Origin of the sequence: Pseudarthrobacter sp. CCNWLW217 (assembly GCF_037203985.1) — a bacterium.
Lineage (GTDB): Bacteria > Actinomycetota > Actinomycetes > Actinomycetales > Micrococcaceae > Arthrobacter.
In genome coordinates this window covers 266,234-281,458 of sequence record NZ_JBBCBT010000002.1, presented here as the reverse complement: position 1 = coordinate 281,458, position 15,225 = coordinate 266,234, and the positions used below count along the sequence as shown (strand labels likewise).

The following is a 15,225-nucleotide window of genomic DNA, read 5'->3' as shown; positions in this document are numbered from 1 at the left end:
GGCTACTTGTCTTCCAGTCCCAGTTCGGCTGCAACGGTCACAACATCGTTGGAGACCTTGACCGGCTGCACGTCGCTGCCGTCTTCGGTGCGCAGTGCCCACTGAGGGTCCTTGAGCCCGTGGCCCGTGACGGTGATGACAATCGTCTTGCCGGACGGAACTTCCCCCGCGGCGTGCTTCTTCAAGAGCCCGGCAACACCGGCGGCTGAGCCGGGCTCCACGAAGACACCTTCGCGGGCCGACAGCCAGCGGTGGGCATCGAGGATTTCTTCGTCCGTGACGGCATCGATGAATCCGCCGGACTCGTCGCGGGCGGCGATGGCGCCGTCCCAGGAGGCAGGGTTGCCGATCCGGATGGCGGTGGCGATGGTGTCCGGCTCGGTGATCGGGTGGCCCGCTACGAACGGCGCGGCGCCAGCGGCCTGGAAGCCCCACATCTGCGGGGTCTTAGTGGAGACGGCAGGAAGGGTACCGGCTGTTGCGGACTCGAACGGCGCGGAGTACTCCTTGTAGCCCTTCCAGTAGGCCGTGATGTTGCCGGCGTTGCCGACGGGCAGGACGTGGATGTCCGGAGCGTCGCCCAGGGAGTCCACTACCTCGAATGCGCCGGTCTTCTGGCCTTGGATCCGGGCAGGGTTGACAGAGTTGACCAGGAAGACCGGGTAGGACTCCCCCAGCTTCCGTGCAATGTCCAGGCAGTTGTCGAAGTTGCCGTCAACCTGGAGCAGCGTGGCTCCGTGCGCGATGGCCTGGCTGAGCTTGCCCATGGAGATCTTGCCCTCAGGAACCAGCACGGCACACTTCAGGCCTGCGGCGGTTGCGTAGGCTGCGGCGGAAGCCGAGGTGTTGCCGGTGGACGCGCAGACAACGGCCTTGGCGCCGGATTCAACGGCGGCGGTCATGGCCATGGTCATTCCGCGGTCCTTGAACGAACCGGTGGGGTTCATTCCCTCGACCTTCAGGTACACGGTGGAACCGGTCAGTTCGGAGAGTTTCTGCGCGTGGACCAGCGGGGTCCCGCCCTCACCCAGGGTGATGACCCTGGTGGATTCCGTCACGGGCAGACGGTCAGCGTATTCGCGGATAACGCCGCGCCATTGGTGAGCCACTTAGACTCCTTCTACCCGCAGAACGGATGTAACTGAATTGATGACGTCCAGGCCCTTCACGGCCTCGACGGTGGCTGCGAGGGCAGCCTCGGATGCGCGGTGGGTGACAATCCGCAATTCGGCCGATTCCACGTGGGACTCGGCGTCCTTGTGGATGGTCTGCCGCATGATTTCGATGGACACGCCATGCTCGGCGAAGAGCTGGGCGATGCGGGCCAGGACGCCTGGCTGGTCAGCGACGTCGAGGCCGATGTAGTAGCTGGTGGTTGCCGCTTCGATAGGCAGCGCAGGGACGTGGCCGGTAGTGGTTTCGGTGCGCTGGGGTCCGCCCAGCACCAAGCGGCGGGCGGCCGATACGAGGTCACCCAGCACGGCGGAGGCAGTGGGGGTGCCGCCGGCGCCCTGGCCGTAGAACATCAGCTCGCCGGCGTTTTCCGCTTCGATAAACACGGCGTTGAACGCACCGCGGACGGCGGCCAGCGGGTGCTCGCGCGGGAGCAGCGTCGGGTGAACCCGCACCGAAACCCCTTCGCCGCCGTCGGAATCGGTGAGTTTTTCGGCAATGGCCAGCAGCTTGATAACAAATCCCGCATCCTTCGCCGCGGCGATGTCGGACGCGCTGACAGAAGTGATGCCTTCGCAGTGGACGTTCTCCAGCGCGAACCGGGTGTGGAAGGACAGCGTGGCCAGGATGGCTGCCTTGGCGGCGGCGTCATGGCCTTCGACGTCGGCCGTGGGGTCCGCTTCCGCGTAACCGAGGCGCTGGGCTTCGGCGAGGGCATCGGCGAACTGGGCACCGGTGGAATCCATCTGGTCCAGGATGAAGTTAGTGGTGCCGTTGACGATGCCCAGCACCCGGGTGATCCGGTCGCCGGAAAGGCTGTCGCGGATGGGGCGCAGGATAGGGATGGCGCCAGCGACGGCAGCTTCGTAGGACAGCTGCACGCCGGCCTTGTCAGCTGCCTCATAGAGCGTGGGTCCGTCCTGGGCGAGCAGTGCTTTGTTGCCGGTCACCACACAGGCGCCGTTGCTCAGCGCCGAGAGGATCAGGGTGCGGGCAGGTTCGATGCCGCCCATGAGTTCGATGACGAGGTCGGCGTCCTTGACCAGGGTTTCGGCGTCAGTGGTGAACAGTTCCTGCGGCAGGTCAACGTCGCGCTTGGAATTGACGTTGCGCACGGCGATGCCGCTGAGCTGCAGGTGCGCACCGGTGCGGGCAGCAAGGGCGTCGGCGTCCTCAATGAGAATCCGCGCAACCTGGGCCCCAACGTTGCCACAGCCCAGCAGGGCCACTTTCAGGGTTCGCAATTCAGTCATTCGGCACTCCCATGTCGCGGTTAAGCAGATCTTCTTCGGTTTCCCCGCGGACAATCAGCCGGGCAGATCCATCGCGCACCGCGACAACGCCCGGCCGGGCCAGATAGTTGTAGTTGCTTGACAGGGCCCAGCAGTAGGCGCCGGTACCCGGTACAGCAAGCAGATCACCGGCTGCCACGTCCTCGGGCAGATATACATCTCTAACAACTATGTCGCCGCTCTCGCAATGTTTGCCCACTACGCGGGACAGCTGCGGTGACGCCGTCGACGTGCGGGAGGCAAGAATTGCCGAATAATCCGCGTCGTACAGCACCGGGCGGGCGTTGTCACTCATGCCTCCGTCCACTGACACATAGCGGCGGGGATACGTAACGTTCTCCTGCCCTTCCGCGTCAACACGGACGGTCTTCAGTGTGCCTACCTCGTACAGCGTGAAGGTGGTGCTGCCCACGATGGCGCGACCCGGCTCGATGGAGATCCTGGGTGACGTGATGCCCAGCTCGGCACAGGTGGAACGTACGACGGCGGCCATCGCCGTCGCGATGTCGGCTGCGGGGCGGGGGGTGTCAACGGGTGTGTACGCGATGCCGTAGCCGCCGCCAAGGTCCAGTTCGGGCAACTCGATCGAGTACTTTTCCTGCACGGCTGCCAGGAACCGCAACAGCTTCTCGGCGGCCAGCGCAAAACCGTCGGGCTCGAAGATCTGCGAGCCGATGTGGCAATGGAGCCCGAGCAGTTCGATGCCGGGGTGTGCGGCAGCAGCTGCTACCGCTTCCTCGGCCGCGGAGAGTCCTTCCCTGTCTGTGGAGTCCGCGGCCATGGACAGGCCGAACTTCTGGTCCTCGTGGGCTGTGGCAATGAATTCATGCGTGTGGGCGTAGACGCCGGGGGTCAGCCGGAGCATGACCTTTGCCTGTTCACCGCGCCCGTGCGCGATGGCACCGACGCGGACCAGTTCGTCGAGGCTGTCCACCACGATGCGTCCAAGGCCCATGTCCAGCGCGCGGTGGATTTCGGCGTCGGATTTGTTGTTGCCGTGCAGGGCCACGCGCTCACCGGGAATGCCCGCTCGCGCGGCCACCGCCAGTTCACCGCCCGAGGCCGTGTCCAGGCGCAGGCCCTCTTCCTCGACCCATTTCACGACGGACGTGCACAGGAAGGACTTGCCGGCGTAGTAGACGTCCACTCCCCCGCAGATGTCCTGGAAGGCTGCGTCGAAGGAATCCTTGAAGGCCCGCGCCCGGGCACGGAAGTCGGCCTCGTCCATTACAAAAAGCGGCGTCCCAAACTGTTCCTTCAGGGCGGCGACGTCGATGCCCGCCACCGTGAGGACGCCGTCGTTGTTCCGCTGCACGCTGCCTGCCCACATGGGTTCGTGCAGGGCGTTCAGATCCGCCGGCACCGACAGCCAGTCGGGAGCCAGCGGGGACGCTGCATTTCCGGTCTGCACTGTCATGGGGATCACATCCGTTCCGGCGCGGAAACGCCAAGGAGGTCAAGGCCGTTGGCCAGTACTTGGCTGGTGGCGTCGTTAAGCCACAGCCGGGTGCGGTTGACGTCGGTTACCGGCTCGTCGCCCATGGGGGCGATTCGGCAGGCGTCGTACCAGCGGTGGTAGGCGCCGGCAATCACTTCGAGGTGGCGGGCCACGCGGTGCGGCTCACGCAGTTCCGCAGCTTTGGCCACGATGGAGGGGTAGCTGCCCAGGTACGAAAGCAACTCATTTTCCGTGGCGTGGTCCAGCAGGGAAGCCTCGAAGGCGCTCCGGTCCACCCCAGCGGCCACGGCGTTGCGGGCGGCGCCGCGGGTACGCGCGTGGGCGTACTGGACATAGAAGACGGGGTTTTCGTTGCTGTGCTTCTTGAGCAGGTCCGGATCCAGGGTGAGTGGCGAGTCCGCAGGGAAACGGGCCAGGGAGTAGCGCACGGCGTCCTTGCCCAGCCAGTCGATGAGGTCTTTGAGCTCGATGATGTTGCCGGCACGCTTGGACAATTTGGCACCGTTGACGGAGACCAGCTGGCCGATCAGCACCTCGATGTTCACCTCGGGGTCATCGCCTGCGCAGGCCGCAATGGCCTTCAGGCGGTTGATGTAACCGTGGTGGTCGGCTCCGAGGAGGTAGATTTTCTCGGTAAAGCCGCGGTCCTTCTTCGACAGGTAATAGGCGGCATCGGCGGCAAAGTAGGTGGGCTCGCCGTTTGCCCGGATCATCACACGGTCCTTGTCGTCGCCGAAGTCGGTGGTGCGCAGCCAAACGGCACCGCCGTCGTCGAACACGTGACCCTGCTCGCGAAGGCGGGCAACGGCACTTTCGATGGCGCCGGCGTCGTGCAGTTCCTGTTCGGAGAAGTAGACGTCAAATGCCACGCCGAAGTCCGCGAGGGTGGACTTGATGTCCTTCATCTGGGCCTTGTAGGCCGCCGCGCGGATCACCGGGATGGCGGCGACTTCCGTCAGCTCGCGGATGTCCGGGTGCTCGCTGAGTACCTCGTGGCCGAGGTCCGCGATGTACTGGCCGGGGTAGCCGCCGTCGGGCACGGGGCGTCCGTGAAGCCGGGAGTAAACGGAGTTGGCGAAGACGTTCATCTGCGAGCCGGCGTCGTTGATGTAGTACTCAGCGGTGACCTCGGCTCCGGAGGCACGCAGGACGCGGGCGATCGCATCGCCCAAGGCGGCCCAGCGCGTGTGGCCTATGTGGAGGGGTCCGGTGGGGTTCGCGGAGACGAATTCCATGTTAACGACGTGGCCGGCGAGCGCGGTGTTGGTGCCGTATTCCCGTCCGGCTTCCACAATGGCCTTCGCCAGGGCACCTGCCGCGGCGGCATCCACCGTGATGTTCAGGAAGCCGGGTCCGGCGATGTCCACGGCGGAGACACCGTTGATGGACTTCAGCCGGGCGCTGAGGATCGTGGCGAATTCACGCGGGTTTGTGCCTGCCTGCTTGGCGAGCTGGAGCGCAATGTTGGTGGCCCAGTCACCGTGGTCCCGGTTCTTCGGTCGCTCCACGCGCACCTCATCAGGGACAGCTGATGCGGAAAGCGCGATTTCGCCTGCGGCGACGGCGTCTTTCAGGCAGGTGGATATGGCGAGGGAGAGTTCTTCGGGAGTCACCCCTCTAGCCTACCGGGGGCCGCCACATGGACGAATTTGAGCGTTGCGCGTGACCGGCACTAACTCGACCAGGCAACAGCGATTTTCCTCACAGCAGTTGCACGGCTGAATCACAGGGTGAACCATTACGGTGAATCCGACGTTGAGAACACCGTAAGCACCCAGCCCACGAAACGAGACCCATTCATGAGACCGTCAGTCCGCAAGAGTGTTTTCGCCGGTATCGCTGGCCTTTCCCTCGCAGGAACGGTGGCCGGCTGCGCGCCGTCCGCTACACAGGACACGCCGGCTACCACCGGCAACAGTTCGCCTGCAACGTCGGCCGCGCCATCCACCACCTCCCCTTCGGGCACTTCCTCGTCGCTCGCCAGCAGTGGTTCCGTCTACCAGGACGGTACATATAGCGCGGACGGCACCTATGTTTCCCCGAACGGTACCGAAACTGTTGGTGTTGAACTGACCCTTGCTTCGGGCAATGTCACGGCTGTGAACATCACCCAGCATCCCTCGAACCCGAACACGCGGAAATTCCAGGGCGAATTTGCCGGCGGGATCGCAGCGCAAATCGTGGGAAAGAGCATCGACGAACTGAACGTTTCCAAGGTGGCAGGGTCCTCGCTCACCAGCGGCGGCTTCAACCAGGCACTCGAAAAGATCAAGGCAGAGGCAAAGTAGGACGTGCCGCAGCCGGACTGGGACGGGTTCAGTTTCGACGGGATCGGTACCCGTTGGGAAATCTCCGCGCCCCGGCCGCTTGACGGCTCCCTCCGCGCGAGGCTGCTGGCCGTGGTGGAGCGGTACGACGGCGACTGGTCCCGGTTCCGACCCGATTCAACGGTGGGTGCCATGGCCCGGCAGCCCGGGCGGTATCGGTTTTCGGAAGAAGCCGCGGCTCTTGGCCGCCTGTACTGCGAGCTTTACGACATCACGGCCGGCGCCATGACTCCTTTGATCGGCGGCAGCCTTGAGCGGTTGGGGTACGACTCCTCATATTCCCTTCGTCCCGCGGGTTCGCCGGTTCCCGCCCTCCGCTGGGAGGATGCACTGGACTGGGATGGCGACGTGCTCACCACCAGCGTGCCCCTTGTCCTGGACATTGGAGCGGCCGGCAAGGGACAGCTAGTGGATCTCTTGGCGGCGGAACTGCGCTCACACGCCGAGCAGGACTTCCTGATTGATGCCAGCGGGGACCTGCTTCACAGCGGCTCCGATGCCGTCATAGTGGCATTGGAGCATCCCTATGACCCATCCAAGGCCATCGGAAAAGTGTCGCTGGCGGGCGGGGCGTTGTGTGCATCGGCGTCGAACCGCCGGGCGTGGGGCGACGGCCTGCATCACGTGCTGGACGGCACCACCGGACGTCCGGCCACTACTGCCGTGGCCACCTGGACCATGGCGGAAAGCACCATGGTGGCTGACGCGCTGGCAACGGCGCTATTCTTCGCACCCGGCGCTGTGTTGGAAGAGTCCTTCGACTTTTCGTGGCTGACGGTATTTTCTGATGGTAGCGCCGCCCATTCGGCAGGATTTGAAGGGACACTGTTCACATGAGCCCCGTTGACGCACCCAAGACAGGGGCAGCCGTTTCCCCGGCAGGCCGGCTGGACACCCTGTTGGGCAAGTACACGATGTACCGGCTCATCCTCCTGGTGCTGTCCGTCCTCACCGCGTATAGCCTCCTCCTGAACGCCCTCGGCTGGCTCACGTTCGGCATCCCGCAGATGCTGGTCCACCTGGTTCTGTGCCTTGGTTTGACCTATGTCTCCAACCGCGGGCTTGCTGCACTGTTCCGTGTGCGGCCGCATTCTGAGTCGTCACTCATCACTGGTTTGCTTCTCTACTTCCTGTTCTGGCCGACCTTCGCGCCCATGGATATGGCAGGCGTGGCACTGGCGTGCGTCCTTGCCTCCGCGTCAAAGTACGCGCTTGCCTGGCGTGGCCGGCACATCTTCAACCCGGCAGCAGCCGGCGCGTTCGTCACGGGGCTGACAGGTTTGAACATTGCAACGTGGTGGGCGGCGACCCCTGCAATGCTGTGGCTGCTGGTCCCTGGAATCCTTCTGGTGCTCTACCGAACCCGCAAATTTCTGATGGCAACTGTGTTCCTCGTGGTTGCGACTGCGATTATCACGACGGAACTGCTGCAAGCCGGACTCTCTTTCGGCAGCGCCCTCTGGCAGGCCTTCGCCCAACGCCCGCTCCTGTTTTTCGTGGGCTTTATGCTGACCGAGCCGCTGACGCTGCCGCCGCGCCGTTGGCAACAGCTGGCGCTGGGCGCGGTGGTGGGCGTGGTGTTTGCGGTGCCGTACAACTTGGGCTTCGTTGCCAACTCGCCGGAGCTGGCACTGCTGCTCGGCAACTTGCTGGCCTTCCTGGTGGGCCAGCGGGGCGGGCTGAAGCTGCGCTTCACCGGTTCCAGGCCCCTGACGCCGAGCACCACAGAATTTGCGTTTGAGCCGTCCCGGCCTGTGCGCTTTGTACCGGGCCAGTACATGGAACTTGATCTGCCGCACGCCAAGTCGGACGGGAAGGGCCGACGCCGGGTGTTCAGCCTGACCAGCGCGCCCGGTTCGGATGAGGTGAAGTTCGGGGTCCGGACAGCTGACCCCTTGTCAGCCGCCAAGAAAGTCCTGCTGGGGCTGAAGCCGGGCGACCAAGTGACCGCCACATCGGTGGGAGGCGACTTCGTGCTGCCGCGGGATCCGGCCAGGCCGCTGCTGCTGATAGCTGCCGGGATCGGCATCACTCCCTATCTGGCACACCTGGCCTCCGGCGCAGCCAAGGACCGGGACGTGGTGTTGCTGCTGCTGGCAAGAAATGCCGAAGAGATTGCCTACGCCGATGAGCTTCGTACGTCGGGGGCGCGGATCATTGCCCGACTCGCGGACGGTTCCGCCCCGCCGTCGTTCATCACCGAAGCAGGAACCAATACCGGAGCTGGCCGGCTGGATGGGGCTTCATTGCAGGCCCTTGTGCCCGATATCGCCGGACGCAGCGTCTACATCTCAGGATCTCCTGCCAGCGTGGCTTCACTCCGCCGCGCGGCCAGGGAGGCCGGGGCACGCCGAGTGCATGTGGACTCGTTTTCCGGCTACTGAGGCGTGGCGTTTTTCCTTGCAGGCCACCTTCCTGCTAAGCTCTAGGACGTCCCGCTGGCAACGGCAGGAACCCTGAATTGCCCTCGTAGCTCAGGGGATAGAGCGTCTGCCTCCGGAGCAGAAGGTCGTAGGTTCGAATCCTATCGAGGGCACAATGAAACCCCTGCCGCTTGGAGAAGCGGCGGGGGTTTTCTGTTTCCGCCCAGGGCACGCACACTACTGGCACCCGTGATTGCCCGGCCTTCGCGAATTGAGGCCCATGATGCGGCGTTAGGGCGCTGACGGCACTCCGGGGCAGCCTTGGCCTTGGGGATTCTGGTTGCAGTCGTCGGCGTAGTTGCGGGTGATGGACCGCCATACGCTGATGGTCTTGGGCGCGGCGCTGAACTGGCCTTGTCCGGGGATGGGCAATGGTGGCCCGTTGTTGACGGAGTACGTCCCTCGGAATGAGGTGGTGAGGACTACTTGGAAGTCTCCAGTGGCCGTGTAGGCGTGACTGGTCCGTGTTTTCTCGCCCCAGCGCTCCTGCGGAAGTGGTCCACCCATCGATGGCTGTGGGCCTAACACCGTACCGTCGCCGTAATTCCACGTGTACTGGACCGGTGTTGCAACGACGTGGACCTGCTGCCCGAACATGGTGACGTCGAACTGCTGCTCGGTGGCGTCGGCATAGAAGTTCGTCTCGGCGCCCCGGAGGGTGTGCGGGCTCGGCTGGGCCACGACGGACCCTGCTTTGACAGGCAAGTTCTCGAACTGGCGCTGAATGTCCGCGGCAATACGTGGCAGCAGGTCCTCGGGCTTCGCGTCATAGAGGCACGTCGGGCCGGAGTGGTGCGTCCATACCGGGTTGGCCAGTCCGCGAGGTGCCTTTAACCAGACGACGGGAATGCCTGCCTTGCCCTCAGGCCCACTTTTGCACTCAACTTGGTCCCGCAGGCAGACGGAATTGAAATCGCCCCCGCCGAGGTGGCATTGGAGTTCGTACTTGTACTGGTTTGGATCGCTCGAAATGGTTCCCGGTTCGGCGGGATTGACTTTTCCGGTGACAGGATCGACGACCCACACTGTAACCCCGACTCCCGAATTGCCGAATCCTGAATCAGCTCCGCTGTCGGCAAAGGATGGGGACGGACATGCAACTCCTAGAGTGAATGCCAAAATCCCAGCGCAGAGGATTCTCCAAGGCCTCTTCAGCGTCATTAGCGCAGGGGGTGCAAACCATCAACGTGCCAGGCAGCGTCCTTGAAGCTGACCAGCAGAACGTTCGCGGTGTCAGAAGGCTCAGTGGCAGCCCTGAATTCAGAACCCCCCGGATCGTGATAGGTGATCGTGGCTTGCTGAACCTGCACTATGACTTGGTAGAGCTCGTCGGCGGCTGGTTCAGAAACTGTCATCGTTGAAGGCACTATTATTTTGCCGCCCGCAAGCCACCGCCCCCCTTGATAATTGGTCTTCAACGAGGACGTGATATTTGAGCAGAACTCGCAACCAGGTGAGGTTATCGCTTCGACACCCGAAATATCGCCGGTTTGATAGGCAAAACTTAGTTGCGCGAACCAGTGTGTGACGAATGCCTCCAGCCCTTCCTTCGTCTCGGTCTTAGCGACCTCAGGCAACACGGGCACGGGCACGTTCTGTGCGGGGCCCGTTGCGTCAGCTGGTTTGTAGGCTGCGGTGGGAGTCGGCGTGGCGCTCGGGGTCACCGACTCTGTGGCAGACACGGAAGGTGACGTGCCAGTGCTGTTGGGACCGCTGCCCGAGTTGCAGCCCGAGAGCGCCACAGCGGCCGCCGCAACAACTACGAGTGGGGTCAGGCGCACGCGCCGGGACGTAAAAAGGTTGTGCGATGTCATGGGCAGCTATTCCCCCAATAGTGTTTCAATGCCTCGCTCCGAACAATTCCTTAAGGTTAGCCCAGGCGACAGTTCAGCGCTCAGAGTTATCCACAGGCCCCCTCGTCGGCTCCATCGCCCTCCGATCCGCATGAAAGTCACATATGCGACTGCCCAGTGGCGTGCACAGAGAACAGCAGGAAAGCCACACCAACGAGCAATGCGCCCCGGGCGCATGGTGACAAGGCTGGGTGGTCGCCACACCCCGGCGAACTAGGGCGGTGTCTCGTTCCAGCTCGCCGCTAAAACCTGCGCCGGCAACATAGGTGGTTCCCAGTCTTGGTGTTCGCTTTGGTAGTGGCGTCCGGTGGGTGAGGTCCAGCCGGGTGGTTTGTCGATGCTGGCTTCGGTGGGTGTCCAGGCGGTGGTGTGTTTTAGCCGGTGGTGTTTGGGGCAGGGCTGGCCGAGGTTGCTGATGCCGGTGGTGCCGCCGTCTGCCCAGGCCAGGAGGTGGTCTGCTTCGTTGTCCAGGGACTGGTTGTTGCAGCCGGGGAAGGGGCATTTGCCGTCCCGGAGCCGGAGCCATTGGCGCATCGCGGCGGGGATCCGGTAGCTTTGGCGGCCGATCTCCAGTGGTGCCCCGTTGCGGGGGTCGGTGAGGACGCGGTGGAACGAGCCGGCGCCGTCGGCGACCAGGCTCCGGGCCATCGATGCCGGGATTGGCCCGTACCCGTCGAGGGTGGCTGGTTCGTCGGTGAGGCCCATCATGGCGAACACCGGCACCGTCACCAGGACCTGCGCCGCCGGCGACGGGACCCGCCCCGCCATCAAGTCGTTGCCCGGCAGGACGTCGGCGGGGCCGCCGTCAGCCGTTGATACATCGACTGACGTATCGTCTGCGGTGCCCGAGCTGAGGAGCAGTTGGGCGGCGATGTCGGCGCGGAGCTGGGTCATGGTGCGGGTCTCGGCCGGGCCCTGGAGGGTGCGGGCGGCGGCGGTGATGCCGTTCCAGATCCCGGCCGCCCGGTCCGCGGGCAGGTAGGCCGAAAGCCAGGCCATGCCGTCCCGGTCCGGGACGTACTCCAACCGCCGGTCCAACACACTCCTGGCATGGCGCCTTTCAATACTGACTGGGTGGTGGCGTTCGCGCCAGGTCCTCGCCTTGGCCCGGAACCGGGACGGGACCAGCTCCCCGGCCGGGCACTCCCGCACCCGGTCCGGCACATCCGGGCCCAGGAAACGGGCCTCCAACGCCGCCGCCCCGGCCGCATCCAGCCCGGTGGTTTCATCGACCATAATCCGCGCGTGCTGCCACGACAGATCCCCGGACTGCAGCGCGGCCAGCGTCAGCGGCAAGGCAGTGGTCAGCTCATGGGCCTGCGCCAACAGCGCAGAGGCCGAGCGTTCACTCACCGTCAGCGCACACGCGACCTCGGACACCACACCCATCTCCTGGGCCGTGTGTTCCCCAGGGCTCCTGACCGGGCCGTCCAGGGCCGCAGCCTTCCCCGCGTACGCGGCGGCCAGGCGCACCCTGAACGCCGCCACCATCGCCTCCACCCGGACCGAACCGCCCAGCCCGTCCAGGCACGCATCCGCCTGCCCCCGCAAAGGATCACCACCCCCGGAAGCCGTCCCGGAACCCGTCTGGAAACCCGTCTGGGAACCGCGGCCGCCCAGCCCCCGGCGCACAAAGGCAGCAAACTCCGCAGCAGCAGCCTCAAAGGCCTCAACCGCCTCCTCAACACCCGGGATCCCCATACCCCCATCATCCAGCGACCCGCCAACAAAAACAGCCCAGCACATCACCTATGTGGATAACCCCCGACCACCAGGGACATGGCCGCAGAGCTCCCCGCTTATACCCAGGCGACCCCCGCCAAGGTTTCCAAAAATCTACGCCCCTTGCGTCAAACGGGTGTGGCTGCAGTCCCTTTGTCGGTGGCCCCTCGTAGGCTGATTCAACCAACTTGAGGGGGTAGGCCATGCACGCTTCAGCCACATTCTGTTCCATCATTCCGCCGTACCTGCTGCGCCGGCTGGCCCGCCAGGACGCACCACAGTTTTCCGCCGCAGCCCGGGCCGCGAAAGAAGCACTGAGCCATGTCCGGTCGGTCCAGGAGTCCCGAGCCCAGCCGGCCAGGGTTACTCCCCCGGGACTTCGGCAGGTCCAGCCGGGACCGCCTCACCGAAGCATCTACGACGCACAAGGCGCCGAGAAACTTCCCGGCAAGCTCGTCCGAAAGGAAGGTGAACCGGACTCGGGCGACGACGCGGCGAACGAAGCTTACGACGGCCTAGGGCACACGCACCGGCTCTACGCTGAGGTCTTTGGCCGGAACTCCATCGACGGTGAGGGTCTCCCCCTCGACGCCACGGTCCATTTCGGAAAGCTCTACGACAACGCCTTCTGGGACGGCAGCCAGATGGTTTTCGGCGACGGCGATGGCGAGGTATTCCAACGCTTCACCCGGTCTCTCAGCGTTATCGGCCATGAACTCGCCCACGGCGTCACGCAATACTCTGCCGGGCTGGCCTACCGCAACCAGGCAGGCGCCATCAACGAATCGATGTCGGATGTTTTTGGTGCCCTGGTGGAGCAATACCTCAGGCAGCAGTCCTTCAAGGAGGCCAGCTGGCTCATCGGCGAAGGTCTCTTTACTGAGCATGTGGAGGGTTCAGCCCTGCGTTCCATGAAGGCCCCCGGCACTGCATACGACGACGACGTTCTCGGGAAGGACCCACAGCCGGACTCCATGGATTCCTATGTACGCACCAGCGCGGACAACGGTGGTGTCCACATCAACTCAGGGATTCCCAACCGCGCTTTTTACCTCGTCGCAGAGTCGTTGGGCGGAAATGCCTGGGAGTCCCCCGGCCGGATCTGGTACGAGACGCTTACCGACGGCTCACTGCCAGCCACAGCCACCTTCAGTGTCTTCGCGAGGGCGACGGCGGCATCCGCCGTCGAGCTCTTTGGCACCGGTTCCCCCGAGCATGACGCCGTACGGCAGGCGTGGGAAACTGTGAAGGTCAAGCTTTAGTTGAATGCCCGGCCGCACACCACCAAGCGGCCAGGCTGCAGGAAAGCCCGGGACCGGCCATGAAGATCAGTGTGGAGCGAAGCGGCGGCATCGCCGCCGTCACAAGAGTATGGACAGTGCACGCCCAGACCGAAAGCGCCAAGAACCAGTGGCAGCCCATTGTCGAAGCATGCCCCTGGGACGCGGTGCCGAAAACTGTCAGGGCGGCAGCCGCGGAGGCTGCCGGGAACCAGGCTGACCGTTTCATCTATGCAATCCGGGCCGGCCAAAGGCGGGCGGCACTGCCCGAGCAGGCTGTTACCGGCCCTTGGCGCGTGCTGGTTGACAGCGCCCGGGCGGCCGCCGAGGACCACCCTGCCTAGGGCAGACCACCCGCAGCATGGCACGACGGGCTCAGCCTAGCCCGCCTCCACCAGCTGCCCCCGGAAGGCCCTGCGGTAGGACTGGGGGCTGGTGTCGAGCACCTTGGCGAAGTGGTGCCGGAGCAGCACCGGATGGCCGAACCCGGATTCCCTGGCCACCTCGTCGATGTTGAGGTCCGTCGATTCCAGCAACTCCTGCGCCCGGAGGACCCGCTGTGAGTTGAGCCATGCCGCCGGCGTGGCGCCCGTCTCGGAGCGGAAGCGGCGCGCGAACGTCCGGGCCGACATGTGCACGCGGGTCGCCAGCTCGCCGACGGTGTGCTCGCGATCCAGGTTCTGCACCATCCAGCGAAGGAGCTCCTCCATCGGCGCGGAGCCGCACGTGGGCATGGGCCGGTCGATAAACTGCGCCTGGCCGCCGTCGCGGTGCGGCGGAACCACCATGTCCCGCGCAATCGCGGCAGCCACATTCGCGCCAAGTTCCACGCGGACCAAATGGAGGCAGGCATCGATCCCGGCTGCCGTGCCTGCACTGGAGATGATGTTCCCGTCCTGGACGTAGAGCACGTTTTCGTCCACCTGCACATCCGGATAGCGGCTGGCGAGCTCCCCCGAGTAGTGCCAGTGCGTTGTGCAGCGCCGGCCGTTGAGCAGGCCCGCGCGGGCAAGGGCAAAAGCACCCGAGCAAATGGACATAACCCAGGCTCCCCTGGCATCGGCCGCACGGAGCGCCTCCAGGACGGATTCGGGAACGTCTTCGTCCCGCCCGTACGGCGCCATAATCACCAGGTCCGCATCCGCCGTGGCATCGAGCCCCAAGGAGACGTTCATGGAGAGGCCCGATTTGAGCCTGAGGTTTCCAGGCTCAGGCGTGCAGACCCTGAAATCGAACGCAGGCACGATCCCGCCACGACCAGACCTGTCGATGCCGAATACCTCGCACGCCGTAGCGAATTCGAAGATCGAAAAGTTGGGAACCACGATGACTGCCACTGATTTGAGCATGCATCCATTGTGGCAGAAATTATAGCTTTTTGGGCATTTCTGCCACTGTTGGTTGGCGGCGGCCAGGAGCAGCATTGAGGCATGGAAATCTTCGGAATCATCATCGCCATCCTGCTCCTCATCGTCCTCGCCGCCACCGTTTCAGCGCTTCTGCGCGACGGCCTCGGCCATAACCCGCCCGTCAGCTCCCATCAGGCCTGGTCCGCCTTGGACCTGCCCAGTACCAGCTACACGCTCCGTCTCTTCTGAACAGGACATCTGTTCTGAGCAGGACATCGGCCCAAGCATCCATCAACCACCAAGGACCCGGCTCATCAGAGCCGGGTCCTCCTCTGTGCAGGCGCCAG

Annotated in this window: 14 protein-coding genes and 1 tRNA gene; 7 read left to right on the top strand and 8 right to left on the bottom strand. The window is 64.5% G+C overall.

Annotated features, from left to right (window positions below):
- Positions 1-2: 2 nt before the first annotated feature.
- From thrC to argS, 4 genes are read right to left on the bottom strand one after another with little or no spacing between them, the layout of a single operon-like run.
- Positions 3-1,109: a threonine synthase gene (gene thrC / locus V9L18_RS03850; protein WP_337345842.1), complete on the bottom strand. Its 1,107-nt coding sequence runs from the start codon at positions 1,107-1,109 to the stop codon at positions 3-5.
- The gene (locus V9L18_RS03845; RefSeq protein ID WP_337345841.1) at positions 1,110-2,426 is read right to left on the bottom strand and encodes a homoserine dehydrogenase; all 1,317 of its coding nucleotides are present in this window, start codon (positions 2,424-2,426) and stop codon (positions 1,110-1,112) included. It lies immediately after the preceding gene.
- Entirely contained in the window at positions 2,419-3,882 is a 1,464-nt protein-coding gene (gene lysA / locus V9L18_RS03840) for a diaminopimelate decarboxylase (RefSeq protein WP_337345840.1), read from the bottom strand. The genes V9L18_RS03845 and lysA overlap by 8 nt, the downstream gene beginning before the upstream one ends.
- Positions 3,883-3,887: 5 nt before the next feature.
- Positions 3,888-5,537 carry an arginine--tRNA ligase gene (gene argS, locus V9L18_RS03835; protein ID WP_337345839.1) on the bottom strand — a complete coding sequence of 550 codons (1,650 nt, stop codon included), beginning with the start codon at positions 5,535-5,537 and terminating at the stop codon, positions 3,888-3,890.
- A gap of 186 nt (positions 5,538-5,723) precedes the next feature.
- On the opposite strand from argS, the gene V9L18_RS03830 reads away from it, so the two are divergent.
- The 4 genes from V9L18_RS03830 to V9L18_RS03815 all read left to right on the top strand — a co-directional run bounded on the left by V9L18_RS03830 (position 5,724) and on the right by V9L18_RS03815 (position 8,787).
- Positions 5,724-6,212 carry an FMN-binding protein gene (locus V9L18_RS03830; protein ID WP_337345838.1) on the top strand — a complete coding sequence of 163 codons (489 nt, stop codon included), beginning with the start codon at positions 5,724-5,726 and terminating at the stop codon, positions 6,210-6,212.
- 3 nt (positions 6,213-6,215) lie between these two features.
- Positions 6,216-7,088, top strand: coding sequence for an FAD:protein FMN transferase (locus V9L18_RS03825; protein WP_337345837.1), 873 nt, complete (start codon positions 6,216-6,218; stop codon positions 7,086-7,088).
- Complete coding sequence (locus V9L18_RS03820) at positions 7,085-8,635, top strand: ferredoxin--NADP reductase (RefSeq protein WP_337345836.1); 1,551 nt, start codon at positions 7,085-7,087, stop codon at positions 8,633-8,635. The genes V9L18_RS03825 and V9L18_RS03820 overlap by 4 nt, the downstream gene beginning before the upstream one ends.
- A 79-nt stretch (positions 8,636-8,714) precedes the next feature.
- Positions 8,715-8,787, top strand: a tRNA-Arg gene (locus tag V9L18_RS03815).
- A gap of 118 nt (positions 8,788-8,905) precedes the next feature.
- Here V9L18_RS03815 and V9L18_RS03810 read toward each other — a convergent pair.
- The 3 genes from V9L18_RS03810 to V9L18_RS03800 all read right to left on the bottom strand — a co-directional run bounded on the left by V9L18_RS03810 (position 8,906) and on the right by V9L18_RS03800 (position 12,228).
- Positions 8,906-9,700: a hypothetical protein gene (locus tag V9L18_RS03810; RefSeq protein WP_337345835.1), complete on the bottom strand. Its 795-nt coding sequence runs from the start codon at positions 9,698-9,700 to the stop codon at positions 8,906-8,908.
- Between the two features lie 134 nt (positions 9,701-9,834).
- A complete protein-coding gene (locus tag V9L18_RS03805; RefSeq protein WP_337345834.1) occupies positions 9,835-10,488 on the bottom strand; it encodes a DUF6318 family protein in 654 nt (217 codons plus the stop codon).
- A gap of 252 nt (positions 10,489-10,740) precedes the next feature.
- Positions 10,741-12,228 carry an HNH endonuclease signature motif containing protein gene (locus tag V9L18_RS03800; RefSeq protein ID WP_337345833.1) on the bottom strand — a complete coding sequence of 496 codons (1,488 nt, stop codon included), beginning with the start codon at positions 12,226-12,228 and terminating at the stop codon, positions 10,741-10,743.
- 224 nt (positions 12,229-12,452) lie between these two features.
- Here V9L18_RS03800 and V9L18_RS03795 point away from each other — a divergent pair, with 224 nt between their 5' ends.
- On the top strand, positions 12,453-13,511 hold the full coding sequence (locus V9L18_RS03795) for a M4 family metallopeptidase (RefSeq protein ID WP_337345832.1): 1,059 nt from the start codon (positions 12,453-12,455) through the stop codon (positions 13,509-13,511).
- Between the two features lie 59 nt (positions 13,512-13,570).
- Entirely contained in the window at positions 13,571-13,873 is a 303-nt protein-coding gene (locus V9L18_RS03790) for a protealysin inhibitor emfourin (protein ID WP_337345831.1), read from the top strand.
- 36 nt (positions 13,874-13,909) lie between these two features.
- Here V9L18_RS03790 and V9L18_RS03785 read toward each other — a convergent pair whose 3' ends face one another.
- The gene (locus V9L18_RS03785; protein WP_337345830.1) at positions 13,910-14,878 is read right to left on the bottom strand and encodes a GlxA family transcriptional regulator; all 969 of its coding nucleotides are present in this window, start codon (positions 14,876-14,878) and stop codon (positions 13,910-13,912) included.
- 81 nt (positions 14,879-14,959) lie between these two features.
- Here V9L18_RS03785 and V9L18_RS03780 point away from each other — a divergent pair, with 81 nt between their 5' ends.
- Complete coding sequence (locus tag V9L18_RS03780; RefSeq protein WP_337345829.1) at positions 14,960-15,127, top strand: hypothetical protein; 168 nt, start codon at positions 14,960-14,962, stop codon at positions 15,125-15,127.
- The last annotated feature ends 98 nt before the right edge of the window (positions 15,128-15,225 follow it).

Excerpts from the sequence above, each read along its gene's own strand:
- V9L18_RS03785 (WP_337345830.1), bottom strand. The coding sequence starts at position 14,878 with ATGCTCAAATCAGTGGCAGTCATCGTGGTTCCCAACTTTTCGATCTTC.
- V9L18_RS03830 (WP_337345838.1), top strand. The coding sequence starts at position 5,724 with ATGAGACCGTCAGTCCGCAAGAGTGTTTTCGCCGGTATCGCTGGCCTT.
- V9L18_RS03800 (WP_337345833.1), bottom strand. The coding sequence starts at position 12,228 with ATGGGGATCCCGGGTGTTGAGGAGGCGGTTGAGGCCTTTGAGGCTGCT.
- V9L18_RS03795 (WP_337345832.1), top strand. The coding sequence starts at position 12,453 with ATGCACGCTTCAGCCACATTCTGTTCCATCATTCCGCCGTACCTGCTG.
- lysA (WP_337345840.1), bottom strand. The coding sequence starts at position 3,882 with ATGACAGTGCAGACCGGAAATGCAGCGTCCCCGCTGGCTCCCGACTGG.
- V9L18_RS03820 (WP_337345836.1), top strand. The coding sequence starts at position 7,085 with ATGAGCCCCGTTGACGCACCCAAGACAGGGGCAGCCGTTTCCCCGGCA.
- V9L18_RS03790 (WP_337345831.1), top strand. The coding sequence starts at position 13,571 with ATGAAGATCAGTGTGGAGCGAAGCGGCGGCATCGCCGCCGTCACAAGA.
- V9L18_RS03780 (WP_337345829.1), top strand. The coding sequence starts at position 14,960 with ATGGAAATCTTCGGAATCATCATCGCCATCCTGCTCCTCATCGTCCTC.
- V9L18_RS03845 (WP_337345841.1), bottom strand. The coding sequence starts at position 2,426 with ATGACTGAATTGCGAACCCTGAAAGTGGCCCTGCTGGGCTGTGGCAAC.
- V9L18_RS03805 (WP_337345834.1), bottom strand. The coding sequence starts at position 10,488 with ATGACATCGCACAACCTTTTTACGTCCCGGCGCGTGCGCCTGACCCCA.